Annotated in this window: 26 protein-coding genes; 4 read left to right on the top strand and 22 right to left on the bottom strand. The window is 34.7% G+C overall.

Going from position 1 to position 26757, the window contains the following annotated elements; translation table 11 throughout:
• Positions 1-123 precede the first annotated feature (123 nt).
• The 14 genes from galU to AC1RPJ_RS04610 form a co-directional block, all read right to left on the bottom strand.
• Complete coding sequence (galU, locus tag AC1RPJ_RS04675) at positions 124-1023, bottom strand: UTP--glucose-1-phosphate uridylyltransferase GalU (RefSeq protein WP_409022179.1); 900 nt, start codon at positions 1021-1023, stop codon at positions 124-126.
• 14 nt (positions 1024-1037) lie between these two features.
• Entirely contained in the window at positions 1038-2057 is a 1020-nt protein-coding gene (locus tag AC1RPJ_RS04670; protein ID WP_481761488.1) for an NAD(P)H-dependent glycerol-3-phosphate dehydrogenase, read from the bottom strand.
• A gap of 77 nt (positions 2058-2134) precedes the next feature.
• A complete protein-coding gene (lgt, locus tag AC1RPJ_RS04665; protein WP_481761489.1) occupies positions 2135-2962 on the bottom strand; it encodes a prolipoprotein diacylglyceryl transferase in 828 nt (275 codons plus the stop codon).
• A gap of 18 nt (positions 2963-2980) precedes the next feature.
• Positions 2981-3919 (bottom strand): HPr(Ser) kinase/phosphatase, encoded by a 939-nt coding sequence (gene hprK, locus AC1RPJ_RS04660; protein WP_481761490.1) that lies wholly within the window; start codon positions 3917-3919, stop codon positions 2981-2983.
• Between the two features lie 11 nt (positions 3920-3930).
• Complete coding sequence (locus tag AC1RPJ_RS04655; protein WP_481761491.1) at positions 3931-4284, bottom strand: phage holin family protein; 354 nt, start codon at positions 4282-4284, stop codon at positions 3931-3933.
• A 23-nt stretch (positions 4285-4307) separates the two neighbouring features.
• Positions 4308-4613, bottom strand: coding sequence for a PspC domain-containing protein (locus AC1RPJ_RS04650; RefSeq protein ID WP_409022174.1), 306 nt, complete (start codon positions 4611-4613; stop codon positions 4308-4310).
• A gap of 154 nt (positions 4614-4767) precedes the next feature.
• Positions 4768-5454, bottom strand: a complete 687-nt coding sequence (gene phoU / locus AC1RPJ_RS04645) for a phosphate signaling complex protein PhoU (protein ID WP_481761492.1) — start codon at positions 5452-5454, stop codon at positions 4768-4770.
• A gap of 17 nt (positions 5455-5471) precedes the next feature.
• On the bottom strand, positions 5472-6227 hold the full coding sequence (pstB, locus tag AC1RPJ_RS04640; protein ID WP_409022172.1) for a phosphate ABC transporter ATP-binding protein PstB: 756 nt from the start codon (positions 6225-6227) through the stop codon (positions 5472-5474).
• A 14-nt stretch (positions 6228-6241) separates the two neighbouring features.
• Positions 6242-7045 (bottom strand): phosphate ABC transporter ATP-binding protein PstB, encoded by an 804-nt coding sequence (gene pstB / locus AC1RPJ_RS04635; protein ID WP_481761493.1) that lies wholly within the window; start codon positions 7043-7045, stop codon positions 6242-6244.
• A gap of 21 nt (positions 7046-7066) precedes the next feature.
• On the bottom strand, positions 7067-7954 hold the full coding sequence (gene pstA, locus AC1RPJ_RS04630) for a phosphate ABC transporter permease PstA (RefSeq protein ID WP_481761494.1): 888 nt from the start codon (positions 7952-7954) through the stop codon (positions 7067-7069).
• A complete protein-coding gene (gene pstC / locus AC1RPJ_RS04625) occupies positions 7954-8874 on the bottom strand; it encodes a phosphate ABC transporter permease subunit PstC (protein ID WP_409022169.1) in 921 nt (306 codons plus the stop codon). Before pstC ends, pstA begins: the two co-directional genes overlap by 1 nt.
• Positions 8875-8876: 2 nt before the next feature.
• On the bottom strand, positions 8877-9755 hold the full coding sequence (locus AC1RPJ_RS04620) for a phosphate ABC transporter substrate-binding protein PstS family protein (RefSeq protein WP_481761495.1): 879 nt from the start codon (positions 9753-9755) through the stop codon (positions 8877-8879).
• A gap of 141 nt (positions 9756-9896) precedes the next feature.
• Positions 9897-11960, bottom strand: coding sequence for an LTA synthase family protein (locus AC1RPJ_RS04615; protein ID WP_481761496.1), 2064 nt, complete (start codon positions 11958-11960; stop codon positions 9897-9899).
• Between the two features lie 74 nt (positions 11961-12034).
• Positions 12035-12268, bottom strand: a complete 234-nt coding sequence (locus AC1RPJ_RS04610; protein ID WP_409022166.1) for a YkuJ family protein — start codon at positions 12266-12268, stop codon at positions 12035-12037.
• A 134-nt stretch (positions 12269-12402) separates the two neighbouring features.
• Between AC1RPJ_RS04610 and AC1RPJ_RS04605 the strand changes: the two genes are divergently transcribed.
• Together AC1RPJ_RS04605 and trxA are read left to right on the top strand one after the other, a co-directional pair.
• Positions 12403-13578 carry a pyridoxal phosphate-dependent aminotransferase gene (locus AC1RPJ_RS04605; protein WP_481761497.1) on the top strand — a complete coding sequence of 392 codons (1176 nt, stop codon included), beginning with the start codon at positions 12403-12405 and terminating at the stop codon, positions 13576-13578.
• A gap of 102 nt (positions 13579-13680) precedes the next feature.
• Entirely contained in the window at positions 13681-13992 is a 312-nt protein-coding gene (trxA, locus tag AC1RPJ_RS04600) for a thioredoxin (protein WP_481761498.1), read from the top strand.
• A 198-nt stretch (positions 13993-14190) separates the two neighbouring features.
• Here trxA and AC1RPJ_RS04595 read toward each other — a convergent pair whose 3' ends face one another.
• The 6 genes from AC1RPJ_RS04595 to AC1RPJ_RS04570 form a co-directional block, all read right to left on the bottom strand.
• Positions 14191-15219, bottom strand: coding sequence for a lysylphosphatidylglycerol synthase transmembrane domain-containing protein (locus AC1RPJ_RS04595; protein ID WP_481761499.1), 1029 nt, complete (start codon positions 15217-15219; stop codon positions 14191-14193).
• A gap of 3 nt (positions 15220-15222) precedes the next feature.
• Positions 15223-16245, bottom strand: a complete 1023-nt coding sequence (locus tag AC1RPJ_RS04590; protein WP_481761500.1) for a glycosyltransferase family 4 protein — start codon at positions 16243-16245, stop codon at positions 15223-15225.
• Between the two features lie 29 nt (positions 16246-16274).
• A complete protein-coding gene (locus AC1RPJ_RS04585; RefSeq protein ID WP_481761501.1) occupies positions 16275-17456 on the bottom strand; it encodes a glycosyltransferase family 4 protein in 1182 nt (393 codons plus the stop codon).
• A gap of 148 nt (positions 17457-17604) precedes the next feature.
• The gene (gene ptsP, locus AC1RPJ_RS04580) at positions 17605-19326 is read right to left on the bottom strand and encodes a phosphoenolpyruvate--protein phosphotransferase (protein ID WP_481761502.1); all 1722 of its coding nucleotides are present in this window, start codon (positions 19324-19326) and stop codon (positions 17605-17607) included.
• On the bottom strand, positions 19326-19592 hold the full coding sequence (locus tag AC1RPJ_RS04575; protein WP_409022159.1) for a phosphocarrier protein HPr: 267 nt from the start codon (positions 19590-19592) through the stop codon (positions 19326-19328). The genes ptsP and AC1RPJ_RS04575 overlap by 1 nt, the downstream gene beginning before the upstream one ends.
• A gap of 151 nt (positions 19593-19743) precedes the next feature.
• Positions 19744-19932, bottom strand: a complete 189-nt coding sequence (locus AC1RPJ_RS04570) for a hypothetical protein (RefSeq protein ID WP_057973672.1) — start codon at positions 19930-19932, stop codon at positions 19744-19746.
• Between the two features lie 202 nt (positions 19933-20134).
• On the opposite strand from AC1RPJ_RS04570, the gene AC1RPJ_RS04565 reads away from it, so the two are divergent.
• Positions 20135-22366: an ATP-dependent Clp protease ATP-binding subunit gene (locus AC1RPJ_RS04565; protein ID WP_481761503.1), complete on the top strand. Its 2232-nt coding sequence runs from the start codon at positions 20135-20137 to the stop codon at positions 22364-22366.
• A 151-nt stretch (positions 22367-22517) separates the two neighbouring features.
• A complete protein-coding gene (locus AC1RPJ_RS04560) occupies positions 22518-23600 on the top strand; it encodes a MucBP domain-containing protein (protein ID WP_481761504.1) in 1083 nt (360 codons plus the stop codon).
• Positions 23601-23646: 46 nt separating this feature from the next.
• Here AC1RPJ_RS04560 and AC1RPJ_RS04555 read toward each other — a convergent pair whose 3' ends face one another.
• Both AC1RPJ_RS04555 and AC1RPJ_RS04550 read right to left on the bottom strand, forming a co-directional pair.
• Complete coding sequence (locus AC1RPJ_RS04555; protein WP_481761505.1) at positions 23647-25224, bottom strand: peptide chain release factor 3; 1578 nt, start codon at positions 25222-25224, stop codon at positions 23647-23649.
• 121 nt (positions 25225-25345) lie between these two features.
• Positions 25346-26689, bottom strand: a complete 1344-nt coding sequence (locus AC1RPJ_RS04550) for a hemolysin family protein (protein WP_481761506.1) — start codon at positions 26687-26689, stop codon at positions 25346-25348.
• Positions 26690-26757 lie beyond the last annotated feature (68 nt).

Raw genomic sequence — 26757 nt, 5'->3', positions numbered from 1 at the left:
TTTCTTTTAGTAAGTAATTCAACAATACCCTATGTTACTTTTTTTGTCTATTTAATTGCTTTAACATCAAAAACAGGTCCCAAGTGAGTTGAACTTGAAACCTGCTTTACTGTAAGAATTAGGCTACTTATTTTTTGCTGTATCTTCTGCAATTAATTTTGCGCCTAAAGTCTTCAAATATTCTTTTAATTCATCTTTAACTTCTTTATGTTTCAAACCATACTCAATACTTGTTTTTAAGTAGCCAAATTTATAGCCAACATCGTATCGGGTTCCTTTAAATTCATGAGCGAAAACACGTTGCACCTTGTTCAATGCATCGATGGCATCCGTTAATTGAATTTCATTACCAGCACCTGGTTTTTGATGTTCTAAGATACCAAAAATTTCAGGTGTTAATAAGTAACGTCCAATAATAGCCAAGTCACTAGGTGCTTCTTCAGGTGTAGGTTTTTCAACAAAGTTTTTAACATTGAATAATCCAGGTTTAACTTCTAATTCAGGATTAATCACACCGTATTTTGAAACTTCTTCATGAGGGACTTTCATCACCGCTAAAGTTGAAGCATGTGTCTCATCAAAGCGATTCATGAGTTGACGCGTTAATGGTACTTTATCTTCCATTAAATCATCGCCTAACATGACAACAAAAGGTTCATCCCCAACAAAGTCTTTAGCCATTAAAACGGCATCGCCAAGACCTCGTGGATGAGATTGACGAACAAAATACAAATTAATATCCGTTGTTTCTTCAACTAATTTTAATAATTCGTCTTTATGCTTTGCAGCTAAATTCGCTTCCAGTTCTGGCACCGAATCAAAATGATCTTCAATTGGTCGCTTACCTTTACCCGTAACAATCAAAATATCTTCAATACCCGATTGACGCGCCTCTTCAACAATAAATTGAATCGTTGGTTTATCAACAATTGGGAGCATTTCTTTTGCCATCGCTTTAGTTGCTGGTAAGAAACGAGTCCCTAGTCCAGCAGCCGGAATAATGGCTTTTTTAACTTTTTGCATAGTCTAATCCCCTTTTATTCTGCTAATTCAGATTTACCTTCACGATTGATCAAAGCTTCAATCACTGATTTAATTTCTTTATTATTGTATAAAACGTCATAAATTGCATTTGTGATTGGCATATCAATTCCTTGTTGTTGTGCTAATTCATAAGCAGCCTTAGCAGTACCAACACCTTCGATAACCATACCCATATCAGCAACAACAGCATCTAATGATTTACCTTGACCTAATTGGTCTCCAGCACGCCAGTTACGTGAATGAACACTTGTAGCTGTAACGATTAAATCACCAACACCAGAAAGTCCCATAAAGGTTAATTGGTTAGCACCAAATGATGTCCCTAAACGAGCAATTTCAGCTAATCCACGTGTAATCAAAGCTGCTTTAGCGTTATCGCCATAGCCCATACCATGAAGCATACCAGCACCAACGGCGATAATATTCTTCATAGCTGCGCCCATTTCAACACCGATAACATCGTTATTTGTGTAGATTCTTAAGAATTTATTCATAAAGAGATCTTGAACAAAACTTGCAGCTTCAGGATCAGTACTTGCTGAAACAATTGTTGTTAAATCACGATTTGCAACTTCTTCAGCATGACTTGGGCCAGAGAAGACAACAACACTACCACGAATGTCAGCAGGAATTTCTTCTTCAATAACTTCTGAAATACGTTTGTGTGTGACTTGTTCTAGTCCTTTACTTGCATGAATAATAATTGGTTTGTTACCTGTTTCTTCTAAAATTGCTGCTACTTGTTTAGCAACAATACGGCTTGCTTTTGTTGGAACAACAAATAAAATAGCGTCAACTTGATCCAAAGCTTCTTTTAAATCTTCATATGCATGTAGGTCTTTAGAATAAGTGTAATCTTCCAAGTAATGCTTATTTGTATGGAACTCATTCATTTCTGCTACTTGTGCTGGAACATTTGACCAAAGTCTGATGTCATGACCATTTTCAGTTAGGATATCGGCAAGGATACTACCCCAAGAACCGGCGCCTAATACTGCTACTTTTTTTGTCATTATATAATCTCCTTCAAAATTTATTCATTCTAATCATACCAAATTTTACCTCTAATAGCATTAACTATGAGAAATTTTTATTTCAATTGTCCGTCTAAATACCATTGATTTTGCGGTTCCCAATATCTTCTCAATAATAACCAACTAATTGATCCAATAAAAATCACTAATGAGAGAAGTTGAGAAACACGAATTGTTGAAAATAACATTAAGCTATCTGTTCTCATTCCTTCGATAAAGAAACGACCAAATGAATACCAAGTTAGATATGCAAATAGTATTTCTCCACGTTTGAAAAGGTGTACTCGATGTCTCAAGGCAATTAATATTAAGAATCCAACAAAACTCCACAATGATTCGTATAGAAATGTTGGCTTATAGTAGGTGCCATTGATGTTCATTTGGTTAATAATAAATTCAGGTAAATGTAAATTTTGCAATGCCTCTAACGTCGTTTTTCCACCATGGGCTTCTTGGTTCATAAAATTACCCCAACGGCCGATTGATTGCGCAAGTAGCACAAGTGGTGCCGCTAGATCAAACATTAACCATGCTGACAAATGGCGACGCTGACAGAAAATAATCACTGTAATAATTGCGCCTATTAACCCACCATAGATAGCAATACCACCATCCCAAATTCGATAAACTTCACTGAGATGTTGAGCGTAATAAGACCACTCGAACACAACGTAATAGAGTCGCGCAGAAACAATTGAAATTGGCAACGCCCATAGAACCATATCATATATGGTATCTTCATTTATTCCTATTTTTTTGCCTTCAAGAATGGCTAAAATAACTGCTAGAATTACTGCACTCGCAATTATTACACCATACCAACGAACTTCAATAGGTCCTAATTTAACTGCGATGGGATTCAACGCACCTAATAAATAATTCAATTTACTCTCGTCCAATCCTTAATCTTTTTTTGAATTTGTTTGGATTAAGCCATTTAGATTAGCTTCAAATGCTTTAGTAGCATCATAACCCATTGTTTTTGCACGGAAGTTCATTGCTGCGACTTCAATGATAATGGCCAAATTACGTCCTGTTTTAACAGGTACAGAAATTTTTGGCACATTCACATTGAATATTTTAACAAATTCATCATTATTACCTAATCGATCAAATTGTTTATCAGGAGTCCAGTTTTCTAGATGAATAATTAGTGAAATATCAGTGTCATTACGGACAGCTCCTGCACCAAACAAGTTCATGATATCGATAATACCGATACCTCGAATTTCAAGTAAATGTTTTAAAATTGCAGGTGCCTCACCAACAAGTGTCTCCTCATCTTGTTGGAAAACATCAACACGATCATCTGCAATTAACCGATGTCCACGTCTAATTAATTCAAGCGCTGTTTCTGATTTACCAACACCAGAATCACCTGTAATCATGACCCCAAGACCATAAATATCAACTAAAACACCATGTATTGACTGGCGTTCAGCTAATTTAGCTTCCAAAAAGTTAACCATATTAGAAGATAGACGTGACGTTGTTAGTTTTGAAATTAGAACTGGAATATGTCTTTCTTTGACGATAGCTAATAATTCTAGCGGCACATCCAAATCATTTGAAACAACAAAACATGGTGTTTGTTCTGTTGCTAATTGATTCATCACATTCTGCCTATCTTCAGGAGTCAGTCCATTTGCATAAGCATGTTCTGTCATCCCAAATAATTGAATACGTTCTTTCGGATAAAAATTAAAATACCCGGTTAATTCTAGACCAGGACGTGAAATATCACTTGTTGTAATTTTTTTATCATCCAAGTATTCTTTCCCAATTAAAACAGTTAATCCCATTGCATCTACTAAATTTCTAACTGAAACTTCATTGGCCATCTTAATGCCCCCTATTGTCTATTTCTAATAAAGTAATTTGTTACGATTGTATTAGCAATACTCATCACAATTGAGATGATAAATGCCGCCCAAAAGCTCGAAAATTTAAATTCATTACCCACAAAAAATGACGTCATTTGTAACATAAATGCATTTATAATCAGATAGAAAAATCCTAAACTGAAAATAGTTACCGGCAGTGATAAAATCACTAAAAACGGTTTAACTAGCATATTTAGTACGGCCAGTACAAAACTGGCGATTAATGCAACCCAGATACTTTTAACAAATAAAGTCTCTGGAAAAAAACCAGATATTGCCAAAAACAGTATGGCATTAATTAATACGCGCTGCCAAAATCCCATGAATCTTCACCTCATCATTAATATTATTTATCGTCTGTAACTTCTACATCTTTAATAATTTTACGGCCACTCTTACTTGATGAGCTAGTCCGTTGTCCAGTACTAGATGTAAACTGCTCAAAAGAACTAGTAAATGAACGTTTTTTCCCTGGTAAGCTAATTGCTAACAAGATATAGACAAGTATAAATACGCCTTTTGTTGCGAAGATTAGCATTAAAAATAAAAATCTAACGAGTGTTGGATTCCAATTTATATATTCGGCAAGTCCAGCTGCGACACCCGCGATAATTTTATTAGTTGATTTTGTGAATTTTTTATTTGTTTTCATTTTGTAGTTCCTCCATTCAGAATAATCTATCATTATTGTACTTCTTATCGTACTCATTTTACAATTTTAACGAGCGTTATTTACTTAAATTTTAACGTTTAAATTAAAAATAACTAACAATCGCGAAATTGTTAGTTATTAAATGAGTAGTGCCTTATTCATTTTCTTTTTCTAACTCTGATTTACCAGGATTCAATTCAGTGATTCGGCCATTTTTTAAATAAACAACCCATTCACACACATTTGTAACATAATCGCCAATTCGTTCTAGATAAGTGGCAACCATCAAATAGTCAGCACTTCCCACAACTGTTTCGGGATTCGTTTTCATTTCATGGATACACTGGTCATATATTGTCGTGAAATATTCATCAACTTCAAGATCTAAATTAGCAACTTTACGAGCTTTTTCGGCATCTTTTCTAATATAAGCTGTGAGGACTTCTTCAACCATCTTACGTGCGTGGTCGCCCATAATTCCGATCTCATCTTCAATCTCCGTTACCCTAGGATTGCCTTTAACACGAATCGTTGATCTCGCAATACTTACAGCGTGATCTCCCATTCGTTCTAAATCAGAAATAGCTTTTAAAACAGTCACAATATCTCTTAAATCACTTGTAACAGGTTGATACAATGCAATCATTTCTAACGTTTGTTTTTCTAACTTCATTTCGCGTTCATTAATTTTGTAATCGCCAACGATAACTTCATGGGCCAACTCTTTATCATGATTAATGAAAGCACGGACAGATTTATGAATGGCTTCACTAACCATCATACCCATTTCGCTAAATCTAATGTGTAGCTTTTCTTGTTCTTCATCAAAAAGTAATCGCATTATTTTGTCTCCCTTTCTTAACCGAATCGACCACTAATGTAGTCATCCGTTTCTTTTTGTACAGGCTGCGTAAATAATTTTTTAGTTGGTGCAACTTCAATTAAATTACCTTCTAAAAAGAAGGCAGTTCGATCTGAAATTCGAGAAGCTTGTTGTAAATTGTGAGTCACTATTATAATAGTATATTTTTCACGCAATTCTAGCAACATATTTTCAATTTTACTACTTGAACCAGGATCCAGAGCACTTGTTGGTTCATCCAGTAAAATGACCTCAGGTTCAACCGCTAAGACTCGAGCGATACAGACACGTTGTTGCTGTCCGCCAGATAACGCAAGCGCATTTTTACCCAAATCATCCTTTACATCATCCCAGACAGCAGCCTGTTTCAAGCTTTTTTCAACAGCTTCATCAAGGATTGCTTTATCTTTAACGCCAGCTAATCGCAAACCATATACAACATTTTCGTAAATTGAAAATGGAAATGGATTAGGTTGTTGGAAAACCATCCCAACATTTTTGCGTAATCTTACGGTATCCATTTTAGGACCGTAAATATCTTCATTTTTTAATTTAACTGTACCTGTAATGGTTACACCTGGAATTAAATCATTCATGCGATTTAACGTTCTTAAATATGTTGATTTACCACAACCAGATGGACCGATTAAAGCGGTAATCCCTTTTTCATTGAAATCAAGATTAATTCCTTTGAGGGCTTCTTTCTTACCATAATACAAATGAACATCATTTGTTTCAATTATTTTAGTCATTTGGCCTTTCCCCCTTAACCGAAGTTTCCTGAAACATAATCATCCGTTAGTTTAATTGTTGGTCGCGTAAAAATAGTTGTTGTTTTATCATATTCTACCGCATTTCCTGAATGGAAAAATGCTGTGTAATCTGAAATACGTGAAGCCTGTTGCATATTGTGTGTCACAATGACAATCGTGTACTTTTCTTTCAGTTCTAAAAGTGATTCTTCAACAATTCGACTTGAAATTGGATCTAACGCACTAGCTGGTTCATCTAACAATAAGATGTCAGGTTCCATAGCAATCGCTCTAGCGATACATAAACGTTGTTGTTGTCCACCAGACAATGATAACGCACTCACATTCAAATCATCTTTAACTTGATCCCAAAGTGCAGCTTGTTTAAGTGATTTTTCAACGCGTTCTTCAAGTAACTGCTTATCTTTCATCCCATGACGTTTCAAAGCAAACGTTATATTTTCATAAATTGATTTTGAAAATGGATTAGGTCGTTGAAATACCATTCCAATATGTTTTCTCATTTCATAAATATCAACATTATCTTTATTTATATCTAAATCACGGTAAATAATTTGTCCTGTTACATCAGCAATCCCATCATTCATACGATTCAACGATCTAAGATAAGTTGATTTACCAGAACCAGATGCCCCAATTAAAGCTGTAATTTTAAACCGTTCAAATTGTAAACTAACATCTCGAATTGCTTCATTAGAACCATAATGAACATGTAAATCTTTGGTTTCTAAAGCTATCTCATGTTTATCTTCATTGAAGGTCATAATTCTAGATTTTTCAGTTTTATTTTCTACCATATTCTTTGACCCCCTAATGATCTATTTACTTGATGTAATTTTACGATAAAGTGCTTTACCACCGAATCGAGCTAAGAAATTAAATAAAAGCACTGCGATAATTAAGACGGCTGATGCGCCTGCAGAAACAGCTGATGCATCAGGCATAATACCTTCTGAATTAATTTTCCAGATATGAACAGCTAATGTTTCAGCTGGACGCATTGGATTTAACGGACTCGCAATATTAGCTGGATTCCAGTTTGTAAAATCTAGTGCTGGCGCACTTTGACCAGCAGTATAAATTAACGCAGCTGCTTCACCAAAGATACGGCCGGCACTCAATATAACACCCGTTAAAATACCAGGTACTGCATCTGGAACAATAACTCTCGTAACGGTTTCCCAACGCGATAATCCTAACGAAAAGCCAGCCTCACGTTGTGAATATGGGATAGAACGTAATGACTCTTCGATTGATCTTGTTAATAAAGGTAAATTGAAGAACGTTAAGGCTAATGCACCTGATAAAATTGAAAAACCGAAATTATATTGGACAACGAAAATCAAAAACCCAAAAAGCCCAACAACAACTGAAGGTAATGAACTTAAAATTTCAACAGACGTTCTAATAACCGTCGTCACCCAATTATTTTTAGCGTATTCTGATAACCAAATACCCGCTCCCAATGAAATAGGGAAAGAAATCAATAATGTTAATAATAATAGATAGAAGGAATTAAACAATTGGATTCCTACTCCACCACCACTTGAAAATGATTTTGCGGGTGATGTTAAGAAATGCCAGCTGATATGTGGCACACCTCTAACCAATATATAGCCAAGTAAGGCCGCTAAAACAAGAACGACGAATCCGGCAATACCATATAAAATACTTGTTGCGATTTTATCTACTTTTTTAGGATTCATTATTTAAGCGCCCCTCTCTTACCAATTACTCTAACAACCATGTTAAAGAATAATGACATTAATAATAGAATTAAAGCAAGTGACCATAGCGCATTATTTTCTAATGAGCCCATGACAGTATTTCCAATTCCCATCGTCAAAATACTTGTTAAAGTTGATGATGGTGTAATTAAACTTGATGGCATCAATGATGCATTACCAATAACCATTTGAACGGCTAAGGCTTCACCAAAAGCTCGTGCCATACCAAAAACAACCGCTGTCATGATACCTGGTGTTGCTGCTCTTAGAATAACTTTATAAATTGTTTGCCAACGTGTTGCACCTAAGGCCAGTGAGGCTTCCCGGTAATAACGTGGGACAGATTTTAAAGTATCAACAGTCATTGACGTAACGGTTGGTAGAATCATAACAAATAACACAAATGTCCCAGATAAAATACCAAACCCTGTTCCACCAAAAATACTTCGAACAAATGGGACCACAACTGAAAGACCAATAAATCCATAAACAACTGAAGGAATACCAACTAATAATTCAGTTACCGGTTGTAAAATTCGGCTACCCGTATTTGGTGAAATTTCAACCATGAAAATAGCTGTTCCAATAGCGAAAGGTGTTGCAATTAATGCTGATAAAAAAGTGACAAAGAATGATCCAGAAATCATTGGTAAAGCCCCAACTTCTGGCTTACCTGCTTTATCAAGCGTTCCAGGGTTCCAACTCTTTCCTAATAAAAAATCTTTAATTGATACTTTATCAGTAAAGAACGTTGCTAATCCTTTTGAAGCAACGAAATAAAAGATAGCAAGAACAATAGCGACGATTAGTCCAATACAGAAATAAGTAATTATTTTACCGCGCATCTCTAGTTTAGATGCTTTTGATTTTTTGAGTAAACTTTCACGAATCGGATCCATAACTACATCCCCTTCTTAATTGGTGTTATTTTACCTTCAACCGAACGACTCACTTGCATCTGTGTTGTTGGAATATAACCTAATTTACTAACAACCTGTTTTTGAATTTTATTTGACATCATATAAGTTAAAAATTGTTTTGTTAATCCCGTGGGTTCACCATTCGTATACATATGTTCGTATGACCAGATTTTCCATTTATTTGAGGCAACATTACTTTCAGTTGGTTTAACTTTATCAACAGAAAGTACATCGACCGTTTTATCAACGTATGAGAAAGCCATATAACTTATTGCACCAGGTGTCGATCCGACAATTTGTCGAACCATTCCCGTTGAATCTTGTTCCTGTGCATCTTTACTTTGCTTACCTTCTAATCCCCATTTTTCAAATGTTAATCGTGTTCCCGAACCAGATGCACGATTTAAAAGGACAATTGGTAAATCATTGCCACCTAGTTGCTTCCAATTTGTTAATTTACCAGTAAAAATATCTATAAGTTGTTTTTTTGAGACGTTTTTAACGCCCACACCATTATTCACAACTGGCGTAATTCCAACAACGGCAACTTGATGGTCTACAAGTTTACTTGCCTTAATGCCTGATTTTTCTTCAGCAAAAACATCTGAGTTACCAATGCTAACGGCTTTTTCTTGAACTTGACTCAATCCTGTTCCGGATCCGCCACCTTGAACATTAACAAAGACGCCAACATTTTCAGTCCCGTATTCTTCACCAGCTGCCTCAACTAAAGGTTGTAAAGCTGTAGATCCAACAATTGTAATCGATTTTCCTGAATTTGATTGTGTCTCACATCCCGTTAAAGTTAATAACATGATGGATAAAATTCCACCAATCATTACTAAAGATCCCTTTTTCATAGTAACTTCCTCCATAAATATCGATATTTAACTTATACATTAAGTTTATATTTTTAATGTAAAGGTCCTGTGGGGGTATTGTAAAGATTGTGTAAAGGTTACAACAAAAAAAGCCATAACATGACGTTATGACTTCAATCGTTATTTTAATTCTGGAGCATCAGTTTTGAATAAACTTTCGGTAGATACCCCACCGTGTTGTTCAATTAAACTGGTTTTTTCTTTCTCTTGTGCTTTTTTCAAAGTTTCAAGAGCGTCACTTTTCTTGTAATTATAGTCAGATTTATTTACTTTAGTGAAATTACTTGGTGCGTAGAATCTTAATAGATCACCCGTAATAACTTCATCTGATAATGATAATGACGTTGTAACATGTTTTAATTCTTTGTTATAAACTTTTTGTTGTGCTGCCGTTAGTTTTTCGATTTCTTTACCAGTCTTAGTGTTATACGTGGTATTTCCAACTTTTGTAAAGGTTGGTGAAACGAAATCACCATTTCTAAAGGCAACCGTTTGGTTACGATTTTTCGATAATAAATCATTACCAAATTGAACCGTATCGGTATTCTTAACGCCTAATAGATCAAGTAAAGTTGGTAGCACATCAATTTCACCACCATAAGTATGATTAATACCGCCCTTAAGGCCATTCATATGAATCATAAATGGTACCTTTTGGAACATCGTTAAATCATAACTTGTTACTTTGTCTTTACCTAAAAGCTGTGCAATAGCTTTCGGATGATTATTAGAGATACCATAGTGATCACCATACATCACAATCATACTGTCCTTATACAAGCCACTCTTCTTCAAGTAACTAACGAATTCTCCGAATGATTGATCAAGATATTTAGATGTTTGAACATAACCATCAACCGTACTATCGTCTGTATCCGTCTTTTTGATTGACGTATTCGCACTATCTAAATCATATGGATAATGGTTAGTTAGTGTGATGAGTTTAGCATAAAAAGGTTGGGGTAATTGTTCAATATACTTAACCGATTGCTTCAAGAAAATCTTATCTTTCATCCCATAACCAACTTTATAGTTAGCTTTGACATCATAATAAGGTTCACTGAAGAAATACTGGTAACCAAATGATTTATAAGTATTATTACGATTCCAGAAACTACCCACGTCACCATGGAAAGCTGCTGTAGAGTAGCCTTTTTGATCAAGAATAGCGGGTGCTGCTTGGAATGTATTTTGTGTGCCATAAGTCGTCATCGCTGAACCAGATGGTAACCCATAAAGGGATGCTTCCAACATCATTTCAGCATCAGACGTTTTACCTTGTCCAACTTGATTAAAGAAATTATCAAATGATAATGTATTTTGATCATGATAATATTTATTAATGTTAGGCGTAACTTGTTGCCCATCCCATTTATAATCGATCATGAACTGTTGGAAACTTTCTAGATGAATCACAAAAACATTTTTACCCTTCGCTTTTCCATAATACTTTATATTTGAATTAGAACGATTTTTATCCAAATACTTTAGAACTTTATCCATATCTTTAGCAGTGGCATTTTTACGTGTCGCACTTTCTTTTTGCGTTTGATAAACATTATATCCCGCATAGAAATTCAAGCCTAAATATTTAACAATATAGTTATTATCAAAAGTTCTTGTCAATAATTGAGAACGATCCTTTTCAGCTAAACCTAAGTTCCCTAAAGCTAAAAGTACAGATGCAATAGTCAGGATAAAAGCATAACGCTTTTTAATTGGGTTATAGTCAATTTTGACTAATTTAAAGACAAGAATCAAAATTAAAATAATAATATCGATATAAACAAAGAAATCAGTTGGTCGTAAAATACCGGCAATTCCCTTGTCTAGATTATTAGCTACTGAACCTGAATTTTTGATAATTCCTAGTGAAAGAAAATCTGAAAACTCACGATAATAAACCATATTTGCAAAAAGCCATGATGTTTGAATAAAATCAACAATCAGCAAAATCCAATATGATTTTTTACCCTTAAAGTAGATTGCAATTCCAAATAATAATAACGCTGTTGGTATTGGATTAATATAAAGTAAAAATTGTTGCATGCTACCTGTTGCACCTAATGTAAATTTGGTTTCATAAGCAACAACTGTTTTGGCCCAAAATAAAACGAGCGTCAAGAGGAGGAATCCCCATCTTGAGCTCAATTTATCCTGAACATATTTTAAAGTTGACCGCATCTTAGTGCCTCCATTTTTTAAGATCAGTTTTCGAGAACACGAAAATGTCTTTCAATCTATGTTTCAGTTATTGATTAACTAAATAGTAAGTCGTAAACTTCCATTGCAATTAAATCAATATCATCGAAAGGAAATTTAGTATGGTTACTTAAATCTTCTAACGTATATGCTTTCATATCTGGATCATATTCAACGATTCCCTTTTCAACACCTTCACGTTCGAAGTGTCTTGTTTGGATTTCGCCGTTATCTTCTTTTTGCATAGCCTCTAAGCGACTAATGATTGCTACTAACTGAGAATTTTTCATAGTTGTTCCCCTTTCAATATCATAGTTAATAATACCAAATTTTCTATACATTTACACCTGATTAAGCAGATTATAATCGTTTCTTAACTTGTTTTTATGCTAAACTGTTAGTTATTAGACTTGGAGGCATAAAAATGAGCTTATTTAGAAAAGATTTGAACGATCAAGTATTTAAAATAGAGGTCTCAGATATTCGTCAATTTGATGATGAAGTGAGCCAAATTCCTGATATGATTAAATTAACAATGGGTGAACCAGATTTTAATACACCCGATCATGTTAAAGCAGCTGCCATCGAAGCCATTCATGAAAATTACTCACATTATATGGGTATGGCTGGTGATATTGAGTTACGTGAAGCTGCCAGTGAATTTTTTAATGAAAAATATGACGTTACTTATGATGCACAATCTGAAATTCTAGTTACAGTTGGTGCAACTGAAGCCATCGCAACTGCCTTACAGACTATCTTCAACCCCGGCGATGCCGTTCTTGTCCCAACGCCACTCTACCCTGGCTATATGCCACTGATTACTTTAAATCGGGTTAAACCAATTTTTATCAACACACGTGATAATAACTTTAGATTAACACCTGAGATGATTAATCAAGCTGTTAAAGATAATCCAAATGAAAATATTAAAGGTATTATCCTAATTAATCCAAGTAATCCAACTGGTATTTCTTGGACCGAAGATGAAGTTATTGCGATAACTGATGAAATTAGAAAGCAAAAATTATGGGCAATTAGTGATGAAATTTATAGTGAATTAACTTATGATCATGAACATGTCTCAATTGCAAAATATATCCGTGACCAAACTGTCCTAATTAATGGTTTATCAAAATCGCATGCCATGACTGGCTGGCGCATTGGATTCTTGCTTGCTCCCAAAGCGATGACTGATGAATTAAAAAAAGTTCATCAATACTTAGTAACCTCTGCAACAAGTGTTTCTCAACGTGCTGGAATTGCTGCCTTACGTGACGGTAAAGACGATGGTCGCATAATGAATGTTGAATATAAAAAACGCCGTGATTTCGTTATGGCTGAAATGAAAAAAATGCATTTTGAAATGGCACAACCTAGTGGCGCTTTTTATATTTTCGCAAAAATTCCTGCAGGATATAACCAAGATTCTATGGCATTCTGTAAAGAACTAGCTTTTAATAATAAACTTGCCTTAATTCCAGGAACTGCTTTTGGTGATTCTGGTCAAGGTTACGTTCGCTTAAGTTACGCTTCTAGTATGGAGAATTTAGTGCTTGGGATGGAACGTTTGAATGACTACATGACACAAAATAAATAAAAATACGGCGTTATTTCTTTATACTTACTTTTTGTAAGCATATATTTAGGCTAATTATATTTCCTCTGATATTATATTCAAATAAATAAAGGAGGAATTCAAATGGTACAAGCAATTACAGATGAAAATTTCAAAACAGTTACAGATTCAGGTATAACATTGACGGATTTTTGGGCAACATGGTGTGGCCCTTGCAAAATGCAATCACCAGCAATTGAGGAATTAGAACAAGAAATAGGTGACAAGGTTAAATTTGCTAAAATGGATGTTGACCAAAATCCTAAAACAGCTGACGATTTTGGTATCATGGGAATTCCCACATTAATGATTAAAAAAGATGGCGAAGTTGTTGATACACTCGTCGGTTATCATTCAAAAGAGCAAGTTAAAGACGCTTTATCACAATATATTTAACGATTTTGAAAAGCTAACTAATAAAAGCATTGTCATTTGACAGTGCTTTTTTGTCGTTATTTTGAATAGTAATAAACTGATTAGCGATTTTAGTATTGCTTAAAGAAACACGTTCTTCTCCTTATAAAACACAAAAAAAACCATTGCCAATAATAGAAAATCTATCATCAGCAATGGTTACTATCATATTTCATTTATTTAATCTTCAATTCCAACTTCTTCTACCTTATCTGGTTTAACAACTAAAGCAAACATTCCCGCAAATAGTCCAACATAGTAAGTTAAAATACGCCATAACAACATGGCTAAAATCAATTTACTGTGACTGGTCATGAAACTAGAAAAGACAATCGCGAAGCTATATTCTGCACCACCAGTTCCCCCCGGAATTGGGAAAAGTGAAATTACCATGACAATAAGCACATGAAGTGCTGTAATCATAATCACATTCACTGATGTGTATCCCAATGACAACATAATAAAGTATGGAATTAAATAGTAAAACGCGAGTTGGAAGAATGTTAATACAAAAACGTGAAAAATCATTTTCTTTTCATTCTTCATACGTAAACTCTCTTTATGGAAGTTTTCAATTTTTGAATAAATACTTGTATTCCAGCGATCAAAACGATCCCCTTTAACGAATAACTTAACAACTAGCATACAAACATACACTAATTTTTTAGTGAATCCATACCAATACATGATCATTAACAAAGCAGTAATCACAGCTAAATGAATCACAAATCCAAAAATCACGAATACCATTAGATAATTAACTTTATCTTGAATGTATTGAAACCCAATTAGTAAACAAACAATAAAATTAATAACAATCATTGCCTGGTAAACGACAAATTTCATTAATAAAATGGAACTTGCACGACCAGCGTCCACACCTGACTGAGCCATCGCAAACAATTGTGCAGGTTGTCCACCTGTTGAAAAAGGTGTGATTCCATTAAATAATTGTTCAATCAGTGGAATACGAATTGCATTCTTAAATGTAAATTTTTTATGTTGCCCTATCATGAACCGTTGAACAACAAATGCTTCAATGACAAAGTACATACAGATACAAAATACTGCTACTAATAACCACCATATATTAATATTAACTAAAGCTTTAACGAGCGACTGAATTGATACATTTTTTAAAGAATAAGCGAATATCCCCATCCCAATTATAACCATTAACGTCAATAAACCTATGTTTTTTCGAGTCATCTTTTAGCCCTCTTTGCTCTGGTCCAAGTAAAATTGATGCCAAATTTCAGCCAATCTATCCTCAGAATAGTATGCTGATGCCTGATCTGCTTTGTCATGCAAAACTGATAACGCATTGGGATCTTCTTTTAATTTTCTCAATTTAATTTGCATACCATTAACATCTGTCGCGGCATCATAATAGCCCTCAATAACCGCTTTATAAAGATCTAAATCGCGCAATAATACAGGTGTCCCACAACTAAATGCTTCTAATACTGACATTGGAAACAATTCATTGAAAGATGGCAGTAAGAAAAGGTTAGCAATATTGTAATAATTTACTAGAGCTTCTCGATCAATAATCCCAGTAAACGTTAAATTACTAGGCGGATTATCAACTACTTTTTTTAATTCAGCATAACCGTCAGTTAACTTACCAAATGAAAAGCCACCGGCCCAAATAAATTGGATATCAGGATTTTGCTTAGCTAACTTAATAAAATCGGGCACACCTTTTCTTTCTTGAACTTGACCATCACCAAAAACAACAAATTTATCGGCTGGAATACCTAACGCATCTCTAAAAGCTTGTTTTTCTTCCACGGTTTTTTCATAAAAAACTTTTTTTGAAACAAAATTAGGAATATACGTGACGCGTTCTTTTGGAATCTTAAACGCTTCAAGTTTTGGAATAAAACTTGGATTAACCACGACAATATGATCCATTCGTTTATAAAAAGCAATTACATACCAATAAAAAATGGCTTTAAAAGGTTGTGGAATTTTAACACTTCCCTCAAGTGTTTCTGGTAAAAAATGGACATAGCCAATTTTTTTACCTCTACCTGGCATAAAAGTCGAAAGGTAATAAGGAAAATTGATGGTATGGTAATGACTAATATCTGAGCGACTATATTTATTCACACTAATTTTGAATTCAGTTGGAAAGCGTTCTTTGAGCAACTTCATCATTTCGGTATATGCGCTACCGACCCCTTGTCCTTTAACCGAATTGGCCGCAGAAAACATGTTAATTAATAGCATGGTTGAAACTCCTTTGAAAATAAATTCGTTTATAGATGACTGATTTCGTCATCCTCTTCTTCTATTTCAACATAATGAATTTGAGCATCTTGGTAAAATTCAGCAACTTTTGATCCAAATGTTGCCGCTGAAATTTCTTTTAACTTTTCTAATCTTGGCTCTGGATCAACTTCTTCATGACATCTATTTAAGTAATCAATAATATCAGTCACCATTTCAGTTTCAGATGAAAAAGTTTTACCAACTTCTGGTTTTTCCATTAACTCGTCAGTATATTTACCCGTTTTAGCAATAACCGGTGTTCCAGCAGCTAAAGCTTCGATAAACGTCAATCCTTGAGATTCTGTTACTGATGCAGACACAAATAAATCTGCTAACTGATAAAAATGGAATACCTCATCATTATCAACTTCACCAATAAATCTGACGTTGTCCTTTAAATTTAAACTTTCTGTTTGCTCTTCAAGGGTTTCACGTGCCGGACCATCCCCTACAATCAAGAGTAAAACATTCGGTACTTTTTTAATTATCGCTGGCATACCATCAATAATTTCTTGTGTATTCTTTTCAAATGCCAATCGACTTAACGCAAGCATGACTGGTTGATCTTCAGAAATGTCTAATTTAGAACGATAATCTTCTGTTTCAATTTGTTCAAATTGAGAAATGTCTACCCCTGTAGGGATAACTCGTATTTCTGATTTCACACCATACTTCTGTAGCAACGTCTGAACGCGTGTACTTGGTGCGATAATCCCGCTCATATGGAATGCAAATGTTTTTGTCATTTGCTTAACATGGTATGGTTTCAATAACTTACCATTGGCAATGTAATGTAAATAATCTTCATACATTGTATGATAGGTATGTAAACAAGGAACTTTTAAATTTCTTGCAACAAATTTACCAATCCAGCCCATAGAAAATTCAGTCTGTGTATGAATAACGTCTAAATTTAGTTCTTTTGCCACTTGGTAAGCTTGAAATAAGCCTCTAACAGCAATTCTTCTATCTGTAAAAGAAACAAATGGAATACTAGAGAATCTAAAAATATTACGTTCATATACTGTCTTATCAACATGTGGGTCAGTCGTCGTAAAGATATAGACGGTATGTCCCTCTTTTTCGAGCTCGTTTCTTAGTGTTTTTATTGAAGTCGCCACACCGCTCACTTGTGGAAAATATGTATCTGTAAAAATTCCAATATTCACGATAAGGTCCCCTTGTCTATTCTAATATAATAGTTTTAATTATATTGGTTTCTCACCCGTTATGCAATAAAAGTAGACTATTCTCATCTATTCCCAATTAAACACAAAAAAACTGATAATCGAAATTACCAGTTTTTTTGTGTTTAATTTATTTCATGTAAGATTCAACTAATGCAATAACTTCTTCATTAGTTTCACAGTCAGAAACAGCTTTATCAGCTAATTCCTTCATTTTTGTTGTATCTAATTTTTTCATTAAACTACGTGTTTTAAGAATTGACGAAGCACTCATTGAGAATTCATCAAGTCCCATTCCAGCTAAAATAGGTACGGCAATTTGATCGCCGGCCATTTCGCCACACATACCTGCCCACTTACCTTCTTTATGAGCCGAATCAATTACCATTTTAATCAAACGTAAAATTGATGGGTTATAAGGTTGGTAAAGGTATGACACTTGTTCATTACCTCGATCAGCAGCCATTGAATATTGAATTAAATCATTTGTACCAATACTAAAGAAATCAGCATACTTAGCCAAATGATCACCGTTCATAACAGCAGCAGGAATTTCCATCATCATACCGACTTCAAGTTTATCTGCTACTGGTACACCAGCGTCAATTAACTTAGTACGTTCTTCAGTATAGATAGCTTTTGCTGATTTAAATTCATCAACAGTTGCAATCATAGGGAACATAATTGCTAATTGTCCATAATGAGAAGCTCTAAGTAGAGCACGAAGTTGTGTTCTGAAAATATCTTGACGATCCAAACTAATACGGATTGCGCGATATCCTAAGAACGGATTCATTTCCTCTGGTAATGGCAAGTAAGGTAATTCCTTATCGCCTCCAATATCCATTGTTCTTACAACTACTTGTTTACCATTCATACCTTCAACTGCAGCTTTATAAGCTTTAAATTGATCATCTTCTGAAGGTAATTCACTAGCATCCATGTATAAGAATTCTGAACGGAATAAACCAACTGCTTCAGCACCATTATCTACTGCACCCTCAACATCCTTAGGTGTACCGATATTAGCAGCTAAATCAAAATGTACGCCATCAGCAGTAACTGTTTTAGCGTCTTTTAGTTCTTCCCATTCAGCTTTTTGATCAGAAAAAGCTTTTGCTTTTGCTTCATATGTTGAAATTTCTTCAGCAGTAGGATTGATAATTCCGTCACCATTGATACCATCAACAATAACCATATCACCTTCTGAGATTGCAGTCGTTGGATCACCAGCGCCTACAACAGCAGGAATTTCAAGCGTACGAGACATAATAGCAGAATGAGAAGTACGTCCACCAACATCAGTAATAAATCCTTTAACAAATTTACGATTTAATTGGGCTGTATCCGATGGTGTTAAATCATGTGCAACGACCACAACTTCTTGATCGATAAGAGCAGGATTAGGAATTGTAACTCCTAATAAATGACTCATTACACGTTTCGTAACATCACGAATATCGCCTGCACGTTCTTGCATATAAGCATTATCAGTCATATCTTCAAACATTGAAATGAACATATCTGTGACATCCTTCAATGCTGCTTCAGCGTTGACCTTATCATTTTTGATTTTATCGCCAATGTTGCCCATAAGTTCAGGATCTGAAAGGATTGTCAAATGAGCTTCAAAAACCTCGGCTTCTTCTGCGCCGAGGTTTTCTGCAGCTTTTTGTTTGATTAGTTTCAAATCTTCACTTGATGCTGCAACAGCAGCATCAAGGCGTTTGATTTCTGACTCTGGATCTTCAATGCTTACTTGCGAGAATGACAAATCGGGTTGAACTAACATATATGCTTTAGCAATGGCAATACCATCACTAGCAGCAATCCCTTTTAGCATTTTCGACATTATTCAGCAAGTCCTTCTTTCGTCATTGTTTCTGTAATAGCTGCGATTGCATCTGTTTCGTCAGCGCCATCAGCAGTGATTGTTACATCAGCATTTTGACCAACGCCTAATGACATAACGCCCATGATTGATTTCAAGTTTACTGATTTTTCTCCGTAAACCAAAGCAACGTCAGCAGTAAATTTGCTTGCTGCTTGTACCAATAATGTAGCTGGACGCGCGTGGATACCTGTTTCTGCGATTACGTGAAAGTCTTTCTTTTCCATAATTAATTATCTCCTTGATGTTCTATATTTTTTTATTTTAGAAAAATGCATAACCCACTAACAAAAGCAAAGAACACGTTTTCATTAATAAATTAAACACATTAGTCTTTAGAGACAAATAATACCATTATTTAAAAAATGATACAAGTCTTTAGTTTTTCAAACTAACATATTTGTAAATAATTTGACCTTCTCTTTGCGCATTACCAACGATTGCCTTACGTAATTTTTCTTTTTGCCAAACAAGTTGAAACGCCATAAATTCATCTGGGTTGATTGTTATTGTCTCTATTTCACCAGCAATCAATGCATCAATTTTTGCTTTATAATCTTCGCTCATTTTCAAACCTCTTTTCACTAAAATCTACTATACTAAATTCATTATAGATTAGCCTCCATAAAATGTAAAAAAGGAGTTCTAATTGCTTGCAGAATTTTTCCATATTTTGTATACTATTCATCGAAGGTCAAAGATGGTCAACATGTTTTTGATCTTAGATAAACTAAACTATACGAACGAAATATGAAAGGTTGTGACACATATGATCTGTCAAAATTGTCAAATCAATCCAGCGACAATACACTTATCAACTAACTTAAATGGTCAACATCAAGAATACGATTTATGTCAAAATTGTTATCGATTACTAAAAGATGAACAAGAGCGTTTAAGTAATGGTCAAATCCGTAATAATCAACAAGATCCATTTAGCTTTGGTAACCTTGATGATTTATTTAATGCGATTGCACCAAATAGTCAAAATAATAGTTCACAAAGAAAAGAGCAGACACCTCCTACCCAAGCTGGTAGAAATGGTGGCGCTAATAAAAATAATGGTAAGGATACAATCCTTGGTCAATTCGGTCTTAATTTAACCGATGAGGCACGGGCAGGAAATATTGACCCGGTCATTGGTCGCGATCAAGAAATTAATCAAATCATTGAAATTTTGAATCGTCGGACAAAAAATAATCCTGTTCTAATCGGCGAAGCTGGTGTTGGTAAAACAGCAGTCGTTGAAGGATTAGCTCAAAAAATTGTTGATTCAGCTGTTCCTCAAAAACTTTTAAACAAACAAGTTATTCGATTAGATGTTGTTTCATTAGTTCAAGGAACGGGTATTCGTGGTCAGTTCGAAGAACGAATGCAACAATTAATGAAGGAACTTAAAAATGATAAGTCTATCATTCTATTCATTGATGAAATTCATGAAATTGTAGGCGCTGGTAATGCTGAAGGTGGTATGGATGCCGGTAACGTTCTAAAACCAGCTCTTGCTCGAGGCGAATTACAACTCGTTGGCGCAACAACTCTAAATGAATATCGTCAAATCGAAAAAGATGCTGCGCTTGCACGTCGTTTACAGCCTATCCAAGTTGATGAACCTAGTGTCGAAGAGTCAATCGTCATTTTAAAAGGTATTCAAAAGAAATACGAAGCTTACCATCATGTTCATTATAGTGATGAAGCAATTGAAGCTGCTGCTTCTCTCTCTGACCGTTACATTCAAGATCGTTTTTTACCAGATAAAGCCATCGATTTACTTGATGAATCTGGGTCAAAAATGAATTTAACCATTAAAGCTATTGATCCCAAATTAGTTGCAGAAAAAATTAAAAACGCTGAAACTCAAAAACAAGCTGCACTAACCGACGAAGATTATGAAAAAGCAGCCTACTATCGCGATCAAGTCGCAAAATTCAAAGAATTACAAGATAGTAATACTGATTCTGATGAATTACCAATTGTAACCGAAAAAGAAATGGAACAAATTATTGAAGAAAAAACAGGGATTCCTGTAGGCGAACTAAAGGAAAAAGAGCAACAACAATTGAAAAATTTAGCCACTTCCCTTCAAGCTAATGTCATTGGCCAAGATGACGCCATTGATAAAGTGGCCCGCGCCATCCGCCGTAACCGGATTGGATTCAATAAATCTGGGCGTCCTATCGGATCATTCTTGTTTGTTGGACCAACTGGAATTGGTAAAACAGAACTTGCTAAACAATTATCAAAAGAATTATTTGGAACAAAAGAATCAATGATTCGTTTCGATATGAGTGAGTACATGGAGAACCATTCAGTTTCTAAATTGATTGGTTCCCCTCCTGGCTATGTTGGTTATGAAGAAGCTGGTCAATTAACTGAACAAGTTCGTCGTAATCCATACAGTTTAATCTTGTTAGATGAAGTTGAAAAAGCACATCCTGATGTTATGCATATGTTCTTGCAGATTCTTGAAGATGGCCGTTTAACAGATTCACAAGGTCGCGTGGTAAGTTTCAAAGATACGATTATCATTATGACATCTAACGCTGGTAGTGCTGATGCTGAAGCAAATGTTGGCTTTGGTGCAACGTCAACTGGTGCAACCCATGCCATCATTGATAAACTATCAAATTACTTCCGTCCTGAATTTTTAAACCGTTTTGATGACATCGTTGAATTTAACTCATTAAGTAAAGAAAACTTAGTTTCAATCGTAAGTATCATGCTTGATGACGTTAATAAAGTTCTTAAAAATCAAAACTTAGAACTTCACGTTACAAATCGGGTTGAAGAAAAATTAGTTGATTTAGGCTACAATCCCGCAATGGGTGCTCGTCCACTAAGACGTGTTATCCAGGAACAGATTGAAGATCAAATAGCTGACTTCTACCTTGATAATCCTGATGTAACAAAATTAGCTGCAAAAATTGAAAAAGATGAAATTAAGATATCAGCCGATACAACTACTGATGTTAAAGATTCCGACTCTAACGTTGAAAAGTAAAGGCTAAACTAAAGATGCAGACTCAGATAATTTTTTCTGAGTCTGCATCTTTTTTTATTTTATTCATTCTTTTAAATAAATAAACGATATTTCAAACACTTTTCCCCAATAATTAATCTTTTTAGGTTATAATTATGATATTAGATTATGAATGGAGCTGATTAAAATCGCCTTAAGAGATTTCTTCCGGAATATGTTGTCTGTTTTTACAAAAAATGACCAACCTACTTCCACTTCCGATATACAATTTGTATTCAATTCTGAATCAACAAAAAAATATAAGGCACCAAAACAAAAGAAACATGAAGTCATTGAAGAAAAAACTTTTCTACCAACATCTGTTTCAGATGCCACAATGATTGTTTACTATAAAGACCAAAATAATAATAATCTATCTCGTCCGCAAATTATCAGTGGCACTATAGGTAGCGATTTAAGACTTCAATTTGAACCAATCAATGATTATAATCTAGTTGGCATTTCGGGATTCACAAGTACTTTTGTAACCAACTATGGTGCTATTATTTTAAGCTATGAAAAGAAACATGGCGCTGCCGTTTGGATTTATAATCAAGATATTGATGGTGGCTACTTAATCGGCTCACCCACTTTACTACGTGGCCATTTGAATGACCCTTTCACTTATGACCCTGTCAATATTCCAGGGTTCAATTTATTGCGTGCCTCAAAAACTAGTTATGGTACTTTCACAAATGAACAACAAACCATCTACTATTATTATCGCAACATCAATTGGAAAACCGTCGATCAAATTGACGCATACATCCAGATTACAAAACGCGTACGTCCTTATGACTTACCCGAGGGTAACTCCTATCCCGCCTTCTTACCTGCTGGCGTTATTTTACAAGTATTTGAAAAAATCGAAACGAATTTGGGAACTATTTGGTACAGCATAGGTGGCAATCAATGGTTAGAAAGTACTTCTAATGTAAAAATGATTATTCAACCCAAATATGCTTTATTACCCGACAATGACACCAATGAATTTACTAAAAAAATAATCAATCACTCTGCTTCAATTGATTACATTCCTAATAAATCTGTAACTATTTACACTAAACCTTATGGTAAAAAATTACGAGTTTTAGCTGACAATACACAAGTTACTTTAATCAGTCAGTTATCATCAAGTAATGATGTTTGGTTTGAATTAAAAGATGGTGGTTTTATTGATGAAACTTACATCAAAATGCCTTACTCATTAAATTAATAAGCACTCAAAAAAGAGGTATACCAATTGGTATACCTCTTTTCGTTTATAGTTTTGATGTTAATGTAACGTTTGGATATTTGTCAGCAAACCAGCGTTCTGCGAATGCATTTTCAAACAAGAACAACGGTAAGTCTTGTCGATCTTTAACAAGTAAGTTACGTGAACTTGACATCTTTTCATCCAATTGTTCTGGATCAATCCAGCGAGCTGTTTTAGAACCCATTGGTGTCATGATAACTTCTGAATTATATTCATTTAACATTCTGAATTGGAAGACTTCAAATTGAAGTTGACCAACGGCACCCAGAATATAGTCACCCGTGTTGTAACTTCTATATAATTGAACAGCACCTTCTTGAACCAACTGTTGAATACCCTTATGGAATGATTTTTGTTTCATTACATTTTTAGCATTAACGCTCATGAATAATTCAGGCGTAAATTGAGGTAATTTTTCAAAGGTAATTGGTTTCTTCATGTTACTGATTGTATCGCCAATTTGGAAATTACCAGTATCATATAATCCAATAATATCGCCAGCTACAGCTGATTCTAAAACTTCACGAGAATCTGCCATAAATTGGGTTGAATTAGATAAACGCATTTTCTTTTCAGTTCTTGCTAATTTAACATCCATCCCACGTTCAAATTCACCTGAACAAATTCGAATAAACGCAATTCGATCACGATGATTAGGATTCATATTTGCTTGAATTTTGAAAACAAACCCAGAAAAATGTTCATTTGTTGGTTGTATCGTTGTTTCTTCAATCGTTTTATGTTCTTGTGGTGCTGGTGCATAGTTCAAATAAATATCTAAGAACGTTTTTACACCAAAGTTAGTTAATGCTGATCCAAAGAAAACCGGCGTTAAATCCCCTGTTGCGATTTTTGCTTCATCAAAGGTATTACCAGCATCGCCCAATAATTCAATTTCATCTAGCACTTCTTGATAGATACTATCTTCTTTTAAAGGATGGTCGCCTTCAATCTCACCGGCGTCATTTAAATCAACGTAGTCCATGCCTTTATCTTCTTTTTGGTAAAGTTCAATACGATGGTTGTAGATATCGTATAATCCCTTTAAGCCTTTACCCATACCAATTGGCCAGTTCATTGGGTATGATTCAACGCCCAAGACCTCTTCGAGTTCAGCCATTAAATCAAGTGGCTCACGTCCATCACGATCCATCTTATTGATGAATGTGAAAATAGGAATGCCACGCATTTTACAAATTTTAAATAATTTCTTTGTTTGTGGTTCAATTCCTTTTGCAGAATCAATAACCATGACTGCAGAATCTACGGCCATTAATGTTCGGTAGGTATCTTCCGAGAAATCCTCATGCCCAGGTGTATCTAAAATATTAACCCGCTTATCGGCGTAATCAAATTGCATAACTGAACTAGTAACAGAAATACCACGTTTCTTTTCAATTTCCATCCAATCAGATTTTGCAAAAGTACCAGATTTTTTACCCTTAACTGTTCCGGCAGAACGGACAACCCCACCGAATAAAAGTAATTGTTCTGTAATGGTTGTTTTACCAGCATCGGGATGAGAAATAATCGCAAATGTTCGGCGTTTTTTTACTTGAGTCTCTAATTCTTCTGTATTCATTTTTTGTCCTCTCTAAAACATATTACTCATAGTTTATCATAAATGATAATGAACTTCGACGTAAAAAATGATAAGGTCAATGGAACTTATTAGAGTTCTATTGACCTTATCATCCCATATTTTATTCTTTACTCTTTAAAGTATCTTTTAACCGTGTTTCGGGAATCATAACTTTCAATTCCACTAATCGAGAACCGTCCATTTTTTCCGTTTCGAGAAGTATACCATTGTGAAGTGTAATCTGTAGTTGTTCATTATTACCGGGAATTCGACCTAATTCAGTTAAGACGAATCCCGCAATTGTGTCTACGTCTTTAACGTTGATATCACAATTAAATTCATCATTAAAATCGTCAAGTGTCATTCGACCTTGTACGATATATTCATGTGCATTAATTTTTCTCAATGTATCATCAGGGCTATCTGACTCATCGTCGATATCGCCAACAATCTCTTCAATTAAATCTTCAATTGTGGCAAGTCCAACAACACCGCCATATTCATCCAATAAAATAGCTAATTGAGTGTGTGTTTTCTTCATTTCGAATAACAAATCATCAACAGCCATCGTTTCTGGAATAAACATGGGCTCTTGCATAATTTGACGTAAACTAATTCTATCGAACCCTTTTGCTCTAGCAGCTTTAAGCAAATTTTTGATATGAACAACGCCAACGACGTTATCTTTATCATCACTATAAACGGGTACACGAGAATAAGGTTGATTTAAAATAGCATCAATATTACGATCATTATCGTTTTGTAAATCAATCATAAAAGCATCAGTTCTAGCGACCATAACTTCACGAGCGAATTTCGTATGTAACGAAATAACGCCTTCCATCATTTCATATTCATCTGAATCAATAGCACCACGCTCTTCACCAGTTTGAATCATATGAACAATTTCTTGTCGACTAATAACCTCAATATTATTTTTATTAAACTTAATTGGTGTTATTTTTTCTAATGCACGGATTGAAATTGATAACAACCAGTTAAATGGTTTGAAAACAATCGCAATAAGTTGAATAGGCCCAGTCGTTGCTCTGGCAATTTTGTCTGGCATCTGTAGTGCCAATTGTTTAGGATATAATTCTCCTAAAACTAATGAAAAATAAGATAAAATCAACGTAACGATAACTACTGCAACATCATGTGCCCACACAGCACTCCCAAACAATGGTTCAACATATTTAGCCAAAGATGTTGCTGCAAAAGCTGAAGACAAGAACCCGGCAAAAGTAATACTAATCTGGATAGTTGATAAAAATGATGTCGAATTATTTAATATACCAAGAATTCTTATTGCACCTTTATCTCCAGCTTTCGCCTCTGCCTCAATTTTATTACGATTTACTGAAACTACTGCTAATTCTGCAGCTGAAAAATAGGCATTCACTAATGTCAAAATGACTAATAATAACAGCTGCAACAGCAGTTCGTGACCAGGGTCTGAACTCATTTACTCATCCGCTCCAATTCATTTGTCTTTATTTTTTAACCTACGGATATTATACACCTATTAACATG

Source organism: Dellaglioa sp. CoH-57-MRSF-17, assembly GCF_056782015.1.
Note: the sequence above shows the minus strand (reverse complement) of the source record. Positions and strands in the feature narration are given on the sequence as shown.